Origin of the sequence: Halogeometricum limi (assembly GCF_900115785.1) — an archaeon.
GTDB lineage: Archaea > Halobacteriota > Halobacteria > Halobacteriales > Haloferacaceae > Halogeometricum > Halogeometricum limi.
Map to the genome: position 1 here is coordinate 453,388 of NZ_FOYS01000002.1, position 12,623 is coordinate 466,010.

12 protein-coding genes are annotated in these 12,623 nt (G+C 68.4%); 4 read left to right on the plus strand and 8 right to left on the minus strand.

Annotated features, from left to right (window positions below; translation table 11 throughout):
• The gene (locus BM282_RS07245) at window positions 1-1,437 is read right to left on the minus strand and encodes a hypothetical protein (protein ID WP_089878604.1); all 1,437 of its coding nucleotides are present in this window, start codon (window positions 1,435-1,437) and stop codon (window positions 1-3) included.
• A gap of 165 nt (window positions 1,438-1,602) precedes the next feature.
• Between BM282_RS07245 and BM282_RS07250 the strand changes: the two genes are divergently transcribed.
• Window positions 1,603-3,597, plus strand: coding sequence for a DEAD/DEAH box helicase (locus tag BM282_RS07250; protein ID WP_089878607.1), 1,995 nt, complete (start codon window positions 1,603-1,605; stop codon window positions 3,595-3,597).
• Window positions 3,598-3,678: 81 nt separating this feature from the next.
• Window positions 3,679-4,947, plus strand: coding sequence for a type III ribulose-bisphosphate carboxylase (gene rbcL, locus BM282_RS07255; RefSeq protein WP_089879492.1), 1,269 nt, complete (start codon window positions 3,679-3,681; stop codon window positions 4,945-4,947).
• A 5-nt stretch (window positions 4,948-4,952) separates the two neighbouring features.
• Here rbcL and BM282_RS07260 read toward each other — a convergent pair whose 3' ends face one another.
• From BM282_RS07260 to BM282_RS07270, 3 genes are all read right to left on the minus strand, one after another.
• Complete coding sequence (locus BM282_RS07260; protein WP_245758321.1) at window positions 4,953-5,567, minus strand: hypothetical protein; 615 nt, start codon at window positions 5,565-5,567, stop codon at window positions 4,953-4,955.
• Between the two features lie 39 nt (window positions 5,568-5,606).
• Window positions 5,607-6,569, minus strand: coding sequence for a ribose 1,5-bisphosphate isomerase (locus BM282_RS07265; RefSeq protein WP_089878609.1), 963 nt, complete (start codon window positions 6,567-6,569; stop codon window positions 5,607-5,609).
• Between the two features lie 66 nt (window positions 6,570-6,635).
• A complete protein-coding gene (locus BM282_RS07270) occupies window positions 6,636-8,114 on the minus strand; it encodes an AMP phosphorylase (protein ID WP_089878612.1) in 1,479 nt (492 codons plus the stop codon).
• Window positions 8,115-8,336: 222 nt separating this feature from the next.
• Between BM282_RS07270 and BM282_RS07275 the strand changes: the two genes are divergently transcribed.
• Window positions 8,337-8,903 (plus strand): DoxX family protein, encoded by a 567-nt coding sequence (locus tag BM282_RS07275; protein ID WP_089878614.1) that lies wholly within the window; start codon window positions 8,337-8,339, stop codon window positions 8,901-8,903.
• Window positions 8,904-8,920: 17 nt separating this feature from the next.
• On the opposite strand, the gene BM282_RS07280 is transcribed toward BM282_RS07275, so the two are convergent.
• From BM282_RS07280 to BM282_RS07295, 4 genes are all read right to left on the minus strand, one after another.
• Window positions 8,921-9,355 carry a thioredoxin family protein gene (locus BM282_RS07280; protein WP_089878617.1) on the minus strand — a complete coding sequence of 145 codons (435 nt, stop codon included), beginning with the start codon at window positions 9,353-9,355 and terminating at the stop codon, window positions 8,921-8,923.
• Window positions 9,356-9,426: 71 nt separating this feature from the next.
• On the minus strand, window positions 9,427-9,720 hold the full coding sequence (locus BM282_RS07285; protein WP_089878620.1) for a DUF7521 family protein: 294 nt from the start codon (window positions 9,718-9,720) through the stop codon (window positions 9,427-9,429).
• Complete coding sequence (locus BM282_RS07290; RefSeq protein ID WP_089878622.1) at window positions 9,717-10,094, minus strand: winged helix-turn-helix domain-containing protein; 378 nt, start codon at window positions 10,092-10,094, stop codon at window positions 9,717-9,719. The genes BM282_RS07285 and BM282_RS07290 overlap by 4 nt, the downstream gene beginning before the upstream one ends.
• Window positions 10,095-10,173: 79 nt before the next feature.
• Window positions 10,174-11,487 carry an oxidoreductase gene (locus BM282_RS07295; RefSeq protein ID WP_089878625.1) on the minus strand — a complete coding sequence of 438 codons (1,314 nt, stop codon included), beginning with the start codon at window positions 11,485-11,487 and terminating at the stop codon, window positions 10,174-10,176.
• Window positions 11,488-11,589: 102 nt separating this feature from the next.
• Here BM282_RS07295 and BM282_RS07300 point away from each other — a divergent pair, with 102 nt between their 5' ends.
• On the plus strand, window positions 11,590-12,621 hold the full coding sequence (locus BM282_RS07300) for a succinylglutamate desuccinylase/aspartoacylase family protein (protein ID WP_089878628.1): 1,032 nt from the start codon (window positions 11,590-11,592) through the stop codon (window positions 12,619-12,621).
• The last annotated feature ends 2 nt before the right edge of the window (window positions 12,622-12,623 follow it).

Genomic DNA, 12,623 nt, shown 5'->3' on the forward strand with positions numbered 1-12,623 from the left:
TCACCGCCGGAGGTAGGCGTAGCCGCCGACGCCCAGGACGAGGAGGACGGCGACCAGTCCGCCGACGAGAAGCGGCATCGACGGGAGGCCGCCACCGCTCTCGTCGGTCGGTTCGGCGTTCAGGTCACTCACGTCGACGTCGGTTCGAACGGTTCGCTCCCGTCCGTTCGCGAGGTACGTCACCTCGATGGGAACCGTCTCCGTCCCGGGCGCTACGTCCGCGTAGAGGTCGAACGAGGCGAAGTCGCTGGCGGGGATGCTCCCGACGAAGTACTCGGGGTTCGGCCGGGCGGGCGTCACCGACTCCGTCTCGACGACGCGGACGACGACGCTCTCCACGTCGCCGAGTCCGACGTTGCTCGTACTCCCCGAGAGGTGGAGTCTGCCGTCCTCCATCTCGTAGTCGATGCCGGTGAGTTCGACCCGGCCGGGGTTCGCGGCGTACGCCACCTTTGACGTCGCCTCGCCGGACTGCCCGCCCGTTCGGTAGGTGACGCGGACGTTCAGCGGTCCGCTCTCCGCCTCGGAGACGTTGAGGCGGACGCTCCGCGTCTCGTCGGGCGCGACGTCGGCGGCGGGCCGTCGGACGAGAACCGTCCCCTCGCGGGAGAGTTCGACGACCGGGTCTTCGAGCGGTGCGTTCCCGAGGTTCGACACGTCGACGGTGACGGCCGGTTGCGCACCGCTTCCCACCGTCGTCTCCAGTTGTACGCTCTCGCGCAGTGGTTCGGCGTCGATGGCGGCGGTGTCGCGCACCGTTCGCGTGGTACCGGACTCGGAGGTGTACTGGAGTCGGGCCTCCAGTTCGGCGGCCTCCGTCTCCGGCGTCACGGCGAAGTTGAACACGCGGGACGTGCCGGGTTCGAGCGTCGCCAGAACGCGCGTCGCGTTCTTCACGCGCACGTCCGACCCGCCGAGCGAGACGCGGACGTTTCGCACGGCCGCGTCCTCGCCGTTCGCGGCCGTCACTTGGACCGTGTTCTCGGTGCCGACGACGGCGTCGCCGACGGAGAGTCCGACCTGCGGCCCGCCCTGCCGGACGGCGACGACGACGGGGTACTGCAGTTGGACGAGTTCGCCACCGGGGTTCCGGCCGACGACGTGGACGCGGAGTTCGCGGGTGCCCGGCGTGTCGAACGACGCCGTCAACGGGACGACGACGTTCGAACCGGGCGGGAGACTCCCGAGGTTCTCCACGCGAGCGACGTCGCTCGTCGACCCCTTGGGCCGGACGTAGACGTCGGTGATGCGGAAACTCCCGTCGCTGCTCTGACTGTTCTGAATCGTCGTCCGAAGCGTGAACCGTTCGCCGGGGACCGGTTGCTCGGGAGAGACGCTGACGTTCGAGATGTACGTCGTCGTCGCGGCGTCCGCGATGCCGATACCGGCGAGCACGGAGCACACCACGACGACGGCGAGGGCGACCGAGCGTTTCATGTAATCTGTTTCAAACGTTGGCCGCTCCGGGTAAAAAGATGCCGCGCGAATCCCGCCGCAGTCTATCGGTGTCAATATCGTACTAACAGATACTTCCGAGGGCGAGACAGTACCGCACGCTGACGGGCGGAGGTTTTTATACGGGCACGGGACCAGAAGCGGACGATGCACGTCCGGGACCTGCCGCTCCCCGGCCCGATACAGGAGCACTACGAGTCGAACGGCATCGAACAACTCTATCCCCCGCAGGCCGCCGCCGTCGAGGCGGGCGTCACGGAGGGCGGCCGCCTCGTCGCCGCCATCCCCACCGCGTCGGGGAAGACGTTCATCGCCGAACTCGCCATGCTGACGGCCGACGGACCCGCGCTCTACATCGTTCCGCTCCGCGCCCTCGCCCGAGAGAAGTACGAGACGTTCGCCGAACTCCCCGGCGTCAGCGTCGGCATCTCCACCGGCGACTTCGACGCGACGGACGACGACCTGATGGACAACGACGTCGTCGTCGCCACCGCCGAGAAAGTCGACTCCGCGATTCGGAACGGAGCGTCGTGGGTCGAATCGCTCGCCTGCGTCGTCGTCGACGAGGTACACCTCCTCGGGTCGGACGGCCGCGGCCCGACGCTGGAGGTGACGCTGGCGACGCTTCAGCGACGCGCGCCGGGCCTCCAAATCGTCGCGCTCTCCGCGACGGTGGACAACCCCGGAGACATCGCCGACTGGTTGGACGCCGAACTGGTCGAGACGACGTGGCGGCCCGTCTCGCTCCGGACCGGCGTCTACGACGACGGACACGTGACGTTCGACGACGACTCCTCGCTCGGCGTCGACGCCGGAGACGCGGCCCCGGACGACGACGGGCCGACGGAGGCGACGGCCGCACTCGTCACCGACGCCGTGGCGAACGGGGGCCAGTGTCTCGCGTTCGTCCGGTCCCGGCGCGAGGCCGAATCGCTGGCGACCCGTCTCGCGCACGAGGGACTGGCCGACTGCCAGACGCTCGCCGACACCGTGACGCAGTTGGGGTCGACGGCGACGGGCGCGCGACTCGCGGACGCCGTTCGGTCCGGCGTCGCCTTCCACCACGCGGGCGTCCGAAGCGGTCACCGCGCCCTCGTCGAGAACGCCTTCCGCGACAAGAAACTGAAAGTCATCTGCGCGACGCCGACGCTCGCGGCCGGCGTCAACGTCCCCGCCCGTCGCGTCGTCGTCCGCGACCTGAAACGCTACACCGGCGAGGAGATGGCGTGGCTTCCCGTCCTCGAAGTCCACCAGATGTGCGGCCGCGCCGGCCGCCCGCACCTCGACCCCTACGGCGAGGCGGTCCTCCTGACCGACGAGGACGACGGTGCCGACGCGGCGGAGCTGTGGGACCGGTACGTCACCGCCGGACCGGAGGCCGTCGAGTCGAAACTCGCCGCGCGCGACGCCCTCCGGACGCACGTCCTCTCCGTCGTCGCCTCCGGGTTCGCCGACTCTCGCGCGGGCGTCCTCGACTTACTGGACGCGACGTTCTTCGCGCACCAGTCGCCTGACGTGGACCTCTCGCGACTCGTGGACGGCGTCGTCGACGAACTCGCGGCGATGCAGATGCTGGAGGTGGACGGTGGGAACGACGACGTCGGTGGGAGCGGCGTCGCCGGTGGAAACGACGACGCCGGCACCGTCGGCGACGAAGTGGACAGACTCGCGGCGACGGAACTCGGCGGCGTCGTCTCCAGACAGTACGTCCGCCCGGAGACGGGGGCGCGACTGGTCCGGGGAATCGAGACGGCCGCGGCGATGGACGAGGCGAACGTCACCGACCTCACGGCCCTCGAAATCGTCTGCGGAACGCCCGACATGCAGGGAACGTACCTCGGCAACCGCGAACGCGCCGCGATGTACCGCTTCGCCACGAGTCACGCCGCGGAGTTCACGACGGGGATGAACGACGCCGAGGACTTCGAGGAGTGGTTGTGTACGGTCAAACTCGCGCGCATCTTCCGCGACTGGACGGCGGGCGAGACAATCGACGACATCGTGGAGAACTACCGCATCGGCCCCGGCGACTTAGAGGCCCGCATCGAACGCGTGGAATGGTTGCTCGGCGCGGCGGACGCCATCACCGCCGTCGTCGACACCGACTTGTCGGTGTTCCGCGACGTTCGCGGGCGTCTCTGAGTCGGAATCGGACGCCCACGCGGCGTCGAGATGTCGCCGTCGCGCCCGTCTTTATGTTCCTTGCCCACGTACCGCATGGGCATGGCTGGAATCACCTACGAGGACTTCCTCGACCTGTCGTACGAACCTGACGCGTCGGACCTCGTGTGTACGTTCCGCATCGCCCCCGCCGAGGGGATGAGCGCGGAGGCGGCCGCCTCCCGCGTCGCCTCGGAGTCCTCGAACGGGACGTGGGCGGCCCTCCCCACCGGCGCCGACTTCACGGACATGGGCGCGACGGCGTTCGCCATCGACGACGCCGACGCGGCGGGCGAGTCCGACGTCGGCGTCGCCTACCCCGCGGGCCTCTTCGAACCCGGGAACATGGCGCAGGTCCTCTCGTGCATCGCGGGCAACATCATGGGGATGAAAGCCGTCGACAGCATCCGTCTGGAAGACTGCGAGTGGCCCGAAGAACTCGTCACCTCCTTCGCGGGGCCGCAGTTCGGGTCGAGGGTTCGAGACGAGATATTCGGCCTCGAAGCGGACCGACCCATCCTCGCGACGGTTCCGAAACCGAAAGTCGGTCTCTCGACGAAGCGCCACGCCGAGGTCGGCTACGAGGCGTGGGTCGGCGGCGTCGACCTGTTGAAAGACGACGAGAACCTCACCGACCAGTCGTTCAACCCCTACCACGACCGACTCGTGGAGAGTCTCGCCCTCCGCGACGACGCCGAAGACGAGACGGGCGAGACGAAGTCCTACCTGATAAACGTCACCGCGGACACGAACACGATGCTCGAACGGGTCGACTTGGCGGCAGAAGAGGGCTGTGAGTACGTGATGGTCGACGTGATAACGACCGGGTGGGCCGCCGTGCAGACCGTCCGCGACCGGTGTGAGGACCACGGCATCGCCATCCACGCCCACCGCGCGATGCACGCGGCGTTCGACCGCCTGCCGCACCACGGCGTCTCGATGCGCGTCCTCGCGCAGGTGTTGCGCCTCTGCGGCGTCGACCAACTCCACACCGGTACAGCGGGCCTCGGGAAACTCGCCAACGAGGACACCGTCGGCATCAACGAGTGGATGCGCTCGGACCTGTACGGGTTGACGGACGTGCTCCCTGTCGCCTCCGGCGGCCTCCATCCCGGCCTCGTCCACGACCTGTTGGACGCGACGGGGACGAACGTCTGCGTGCAGGCGGGCGGCGGAATTCACGGCCACCCGGACGGAACGCGGGCGGGCGCGGCGGCCCTCCGCGCGGCCGTCGACGGGTACGCCGCGGGAAAGAGTCTGGAGGAGTCCGCGGAAGCGAGTCCGGAACTCGCGGTGGCGGTTGAGAAGTGGGGCACGGAGACGCCGCGGTAGACTTCCTACTCGGGGAACTCACCGCCCGACGGTCCGTCGCCGGCGTCCGACGCCCTCGCGTTCGTCTCGGCCTCGTTCTGATACCACGAGAGTGCGACGGCGACGACGACGGCACCGGAGGTGTTGATGCAGAGGTCGATGACCGTGTCGACGACGTAGAACTCGAAGGTCCACCCGTACCAGAACGTCTTAAAGACGAACTCGTACACCTCGAACCCCGCGCCGATGGCGAGGACGCCCGGAATCAGCCACCACGGCGACCGGGCGGCGTCGCCGGGTCGACGGTACGACATCGCGAGGACGGCGGCGACGCCGAGGCCGCCCATCGAGTGCGTCAGGAGGTCCCACCACGGGTACTGCGTGTAGATACGGTACCGAAGGCCGCCGAAGTGGAGGGCCGTGACGCCGACTGACCACAGGGCGACGGCGACCCACGCGAGGGTCACGCGGTCACCGCGCGGCAGGTCACGCCGGAGGCGGACGAGGAACGTGTACGGCCACGTCCAGACGCGGCCCGGGAACCCCGGTGCCGACGCCGCGACGTACGTCGCGAGGACGGTGAGGAGGAGAGACCCGACGCCGACGACGAGTCTCGGGGAGGTGTGCGGGAGCGAAGACATCTCATCGAAGAGGAATCTCACGCCATTAAATCTCTTGTGTTACTTCTCCACCCACGGTTCCGCCGTCGCCTCGCCGAACAGTTCGCGCATCAGGACGACGATGCTCTCGGGCGGGTACTGGCCGCGTTCGGTCACGATTGCGTCGACGTACCGCGGGGGAGTCACGTCGAACGCCGGGTTCGCCACGCGCACGTCGCCCAGCGTCGCCGCCGTCTCCGGGTCTATCACCTCGCTCTCCTCGCGCATCTCGATGTCGACGGTGTGGCCCGTGAGCGTGCCGGGGTGGAGTTTGATGGTCTGGGCGGCGCAGACGACGGGCGTCCCCCTGTCGCGGGCGTTGACGGCGAGTCCGCTGGTTCCGATTTTGTTTATCACCGACCCGTCGGCGGCGATGCTGTCCGCGCCGACGAGGACGTGGTCCACGTCGTTCAGGTAGCGACGCGCCGCCGAGTCCACGACGAGCGTCACGTCCACGCCCAACGCGGCGAGTTCGCGGGCGGTGATGTGCCCCTGCATCCGCGGCCGCGTCTCCTTGACGACGGCCGAGAGCGACTTTCCCTGCGCGACGGCCGCCTCCACGCAGGCGAGGACGTCCGTCGAGTGGCAGTGCGTCATCACGGTGTCGCCGTCGCGGAGGCGGTTCGCGCCGACGCGTCCGAGGTCGGTCTGGGCGTGTTCGAGGCGTTCGCAGAACTCGGTGGCGCGCCTGACCGCGGCGTCGCGGACGGCCTCTACCGTCTCGCCGTCGAGGTCGAAGAGGACGTAGCGGAGGGCGTTCGGGAGGCTCACGGCCGTCGGGCGGGTGTCGTCGAGCGTTCGGGCGGCCGCGCGGAGTTCCGCGCGAAGGTCCGCGGCGGTCGTCGCGTCGCTCTGCTCCGCTTGCGCGCGGAGGGCCGCCGCCGCCGCGTCCGCGATGGTCGCCGCGCCGCGAACCTCCATCGACCCGATGGCGTCCGCGGTTCGGCGCACCTCGCTCACGACGCGCGAGTCGGGGTCGTCCATGTGTCTCGGTAGCACTCCGAACGACAAAAGGCTCTGCCGCGGCGTCGTCGCCCGCGAACGCTCGGCTCAGAGTCGCTCTATCAGCGTCTCGTCCGGCGCGCGGATGCGGACGGCCTCGACGCGTTCGGCGACGGTGACCGCCTCGTCGAGACGCCCTTCCGCCTCGGCGTAGACGGTGTAGAGGGGGTCGCCGCGGCCGACGGCGTCGCCGACGCGGTGGTGGAGTTCGAGTCCCGCCCCCGTCGCCCGCGGGGCCCCGGCCCGCCGAGCCACGTCGTTGACGAGTCCGTTGTCGACGTGGGTGACGACGCCGTCGTCCCGCGCCGTCACCGTTCGCTCGAACCGACCGGGGACGAGGTCCGAGAGCGACACCTCCGGGTCGCCGCCCTGTGCCGCGACGATAGCGCGGAAGCGGTCGAGCGCCTCCCCGGACTCCAGTATCGCTGCGGCGTCCGCCGTCACGTCACAGCAGTCCAACAGAACCTGCGCGAGACGGACGCTCTTGCGGCGGAGGTCACCCGGTCCGCTCCCGGAGAGCACTGAGAGCACGTCTCTGGCCTCTAAGACGGGGCCGACGCCGCGGCCGATGGGTGCGCTCCCGTCGGTGACGACGCAGTCGAGCGTCATCCCGAGGTGTTCGCCGACGCGGCGGAAGTCGGACGCGAGTTCGCGCGCGTCGTTCAGGTTCGTCACCTTCGCGCCCTCGCCGCACGGGATGTCCACGAGGACGTGCGTCGACCCGGCGCTTCGCTTCTTCGAGAGGACGGACGCGACGAGTTGTCCGTGCGGGTCCAGTGAGAGGGGCGTCTCCGCGCGGATTATCTTGTCGTCGACGGGCGAGAGGTTGACCGCGCCGCCCCACGCGAGACACCCGCCCGTCGCGGCGACGGTGGCGCGAATCTCGTCGGCAGAGAGGGCGACGGGACAGAACACCTCCATCGTGTCGGCGGTCCCCGCGGCGGAGGTGACGGCTCTGGAGGACGTCTTCGGGATGGTGACGCCCGCCGCGGCGACGATAGAGACGAGAATCGGCGTGACGCGGTTGCCGCCGACGCCGCCGATGGAGTGTTTGTCCGCGACCACCTCGTCGTCCCACGTCAACGTCTCTCCGACCGCCGCCATCGACTCCGCGAGGTGCATCGTCTCCGAGAGCGACGCGCCGTTGAGGTACATCGCGCAGACGTACGCCCCGAGTTCCACGTCCGACAGTCGGTCCTCGCGTACGTCGCGGACGATACGGTCGAGTTCCTCGGCGTCGAGTTCGTCGTCGTCTAACTTCTTGCGGATGAACTCCACCGACGCGGGGCGCGGGGCGGGCGTCACCTCCACCGACCCCTCGACGTGTCCGAGTCGGCGCGTGACCGCCAACTCGCCGGGGGCGACGAGTTCGTCGCTCAACTCGACGATACCGACCACCGTGCCCGAGTCCGTCTCGATGTGGACGCGGTCCAGCGGATGGACGCCGAGCGTCGCCGCGTCCGTGCCGTTCAGGAGGACGGTCGGCGAGCGGGTTCCGATGTCGATATCGACGGCGGCGAGGCGCATGCGAGAGCTACGACGCCGAACGAGATATAGTGACGGCTACGGGTCATCACGCACGCGACCGCACGCCGTCGTACGGCCGATTGCGCGGACGGCCGAAGACAGTGCGACGAGTCAGCGCGAGGCACGCGCGACGACGGCCGCGTCTCTCGTTTCTCCGGATTCGAGAACCAGCGTCCGAGTATATGGAACCTGTCGACGTCTCTTTAACTGTAGGTGAGAAACATGACTTCGACAACTTCCACTGGAGTCGCGAACACGTTCGAGAGCACGCTGGCGGGCGTCACCGTCCGCGGGAAGGCCCACTCGCTGAGCGCGTGGTTCGTCCTCGCACTGCGTCTCATGATGGGTGTCGCGTTCACGTACGCCGGCGTCGCGAAGATAATCGAACCGTTCGACGCGCGGGGTTACCTCCAGTTCGCCACGGTGGCGAACGGGTCGCCCGCCGCCGACCTGTTCGTCGCGATGGCCGCGAACGACCTGTTCGTCGCGTTCGTGAACGTCGCCGTCCCGTGGGGCGAACTCGCCATCGGACTGGCGCTCATCGTCGGCGTCCTGACCCGACTCGCCGCCTTCTGGGGCGCGTTCATGATGTTCCTGTTCTACCTCGGGAACTGGGACGTGGCCCACGGCGTCATCAACGGCGACTTCGCCTACATGCTGGTGTTCCTCGCCGTCGCCGCGTTCGGCGCGGGCCGCATCCTCGGCGTGGACGCGCTCTTGGAACGCTACGAGATAGGCGGGCAGACGCTCGTCGAGAAGTACCCCCGACTGGACTACGTCCTCGGGTGAACGCCTGCGCGTCCGCCTCAGACGTACTGGTCGACCAGACTCCGTAACGTCCCGTAGTCGCGGACACCGACCACCTGTTCGACCACGTCCCCGCCGCTGAAGAGGAGGAGCGTCGGGAGTCCGCGAACGCCGTGTCGCTGTGCGAGCGTCTGGTTTCGGTCGGCGTCCACCTTCGCCACCGTCGCGTCCGTCTCGGCGGCCAGTCGCTTCACGGTGGGTTCGAGCATCTTGCACGGCCCGCACCAGTCCGCGTGGAAATCGACGAGGACCACGTCGTGCGCGGCGACGAGCGATTCGAACTCGTCGACGCCGTCGACGCGGACGGGCGTCGTCGGCGCAGGCTGGGAATCGTCTTCGCTCGCTCCTTCGCCGCGTATCTTCGCTTCGAGCGCTTCTCGCTTCCGTCGCCGAATCTCGTCGAGTTCGTCTCGGTTCGATGCGCGTTCGCTCATCGGCGGTCGTTCGAGACGCGCGAAGATAACAGTTGTGTGCGGGAAAGGCACGATTCGCCGGTTCGAGACGGTCACTCCACGTACAGCGAGTAGGTGATGATGGCGAACCCGACGAGGGTGAGGACGGCGTCGACGAGGACGCCGACGACGAGGTTCAGATTCAACACGACGTCGAGTGCGCCCGCCACGGTGGCACCGAGCGTCACGATGCCGAATCCGAGCGTGAGTGCGCGGAGCGACGACTCGCCGGTCTGTCGGTACGCCTTGTAGCTGAAGTAGGTGATGAGACCGCCGAGCACCAAGATTCCGGTCTGAACGACGATGAGCGCCGTCGCGAGGGCCGGTGCGGCGGAGAAGTGACTCATTTCGTCTCCCTCCGGACAGCCGACCAGATGTCGGCGAGTTGCTCTTCGGGCGACAGGTCGCTTCCGACGACGTCGACGGCGAGTCGCCTGTCGTCGGAGAGTTCGATGCGAACCTCGTCGAACGTCACCTCGTACGTCGTCGTGTGGTGTCCGTCGGTGCGTATCTCCGTCCCTTCGGCGAGGAGTTCCGCGTCGGTCAAGAGGTCTAACTTGCGGTACGTCGTCGAGAGAGGGATGTCACACGCCTCGGAGAGTTCACTTGCCGTCATGGGTTCTGCTAGCGCTCTGATGATGGCCCGGGCGTCCGCGTCGTCCAACGCGTCGAGGACGGACAGGAGCGCCGCCGACTCCTCGGCGGACCGGTCGCGTGCCATTACGCTCACTCCAAAGCGAGAGGCAATAATCTTCGTGGATGTCGCGGCGCGTTCGGGAGGCGATTAACCCGTCCGTCGGTCACTCGTACGCCCCCTCCTTCCGTAGCCGTCCCGCCTCCGAAAGCACCGCGGGCGTCCGACAGACGCCGTCCGCACCGGTCGCCTGCGGAACGGCGCAGTTGTTGCAGTTCTCGCAGACGACGCGCGCGTCTTCGGACGCGCCGCCCGAATCGTCGCCGTCACCGGACAGCAGTCGCGCGGGGAGTCGCGGTTCGGCGTAGAACGGGCGTCCGAGTCCGACGGCGTCGCAGTCGGCGGCGAGCAGTCGCTCCATCTCCCCGCGTCCGCGGATACCGCCCTCGCACAGCACGGGGACGTCCACGAGGCGACGGACGCGCCGGCAGAGGTCGGCGTTCCACGCCGGGTCGAACGCGTAGCACTTCGACTCCACCCAGTTGCCGAGAGCGACGAGACGGGCGCGGAGTCTGCCGCCGAACGCCTCCGCGTAGCCCTCCCGATACCGGTCGTCGCGCCACGCTCGCGCCGGATAGCGGCCCTTCACGATGCTGGCGTCCCAGAAGACGGAACCGTTGACGGGGACGACGGCGTCGTAGCCGTATTCGACGAGACGCGTACAGATTCCCACCGCGTCGTGGGCGGAGAGTCGCCGCCGAATAACCGGGGGCGCGGCCGTCTCCGCGGGTACTTTCGTCATCACGGGCACGTCGCCGGCGCGCGAGCGTATCTCGTCGTGGACGACTTCGAGGAAGCGGACGCCGTCGACGAACTCGTCGTCCCGCCGGTTGTAGAACGGCGAGAGGAACTGGTGAATCAGACCCATGTTGGCTCCGGCGAGGTGAATCACGTCGTATCCGGCGTCGGCGCAGTACTTCGCCGACCGGCCGAAGTCCGCGGCGAGTTCGTACACCTCGTCGGTGGAGAGGACGTGCGCGTCGTAGTCGAGAAAGCCCGTCGCGGCCATCGCGCGCAGGAGTCTCGGAGGCCGAGAGACGGCGAGTTGCCGGAGGTCCGGGTTCGCCTCGCGATACCCGGCGTGCCACGTCTCCATGCTCCGCAGACCCCCGTGTTCGAGTTGGACGGCGATGCGGCCGCCGTGGTCGTGAATCGCCTCGGTGAGCGTCGACAACTCGGAGACGAAGCGTCGGTCGTGGACGCGGGTCATCCCCGGGGCGGCGCACCCGCCCTCGCCGCGGACGATAGTCGCACCCTGACAGACGAGTCCCGCGCCCGCCGCCGCGGCCGGTTCCAACTCGGCGACGAGTCTGTCCACCGCGTCGGGGCCGTTCCCCGCGCACTCTAAGAGCGGTGCCCGGTAGAGTCGGTTGGGCACCGTCACGTCGCCGATTCGGAACGGAGAGTCGAGCCGAGCCATGTCCGTGCCTCGGCGGGAGCGACCAAAGAGCCGACGAACTGACGAAACGAGGACAGGTCCGAGCGTGTGAAGATTCATCACCTGCCGCGACGACGAGGCGCTATGAGCGACCCCAAACCGTTCCGGTACGAGGCCGAGGTGCCGCCGGGACAGAAGCGACACCTCCGGTACGAGATAAGCGAGACGTACCTCGGCGACCCCGTCGAGATTCCGGTGACGGTCATCAACGGCGAACACGGCGGGCCGACGGTGTTCATGACCGCCGCCCTCCACGGCGACGAACTCAACGGCGTGAAGGTGTTGCAGGAGGTGGCCGCCCGCTACGACCCGACGCGGATTCACGGCACCGTCGTCTGTATTCACGTCGCGAACGTCCCCGGCTACCTCGCCCAGCAGCGCTACATCCCCATCTACGACTTGGACCTGAACCGGTCGTTCCCGGGTCGGAACTCCTCGAACACGGCCGAGCGGATGGCGAATCAGATATACGAGCGGTTCATCCGCCCCTGCGACATCGGCCTCGACTTCCACACCTCCACGCGCAACCGAACCACGATGTACCACGTGCGCGCGGACATGTCGAGGCCGGACGTCGCCCGCCTCGCCCGGTCGTACGGGTCGAACCTCATCCTCTCCGGCGAGGCCGACGCGGGGTCTCTCCGAACCGTCGCGACGAACGACGGGACGCCCACTATCACCGTCGAGATGGGCCGCGCGCACCGCTTCCAACTCCCGCTCATCGAGCGCGCGATGGAGGGCGTCGACAGCGTCCTCGCGGAGTACGGTCTCCTGCCGAACCGGCCGGTGGCGTGGCCGGGTTGGACGCGAATCGTGGAGAACGCCTCGGACAAGGCGTGGATTCGAGCCGACACCGGCGGCCTCGTGGAGATGCAGTACGACGGCGTCCCACTCGTCTACGAGGGCGACACCATCTGCACCATCTCGAACCACTTCAAGACCAGAGAGAAACGCGTCGCCGCACCCTTCACGGGCCTCATCATCGGCGTGCTGCAGAACCCCGTCGCCGCGCCCGGACACCCGCTCTGTCACCTCGTGAGCGTGGACGAGAAGACGCTCAGAGAGATAGAGCGAGAGATTGAGGCAGGGGAGTTTTCCGAACGACCGTGGTCCTGAAG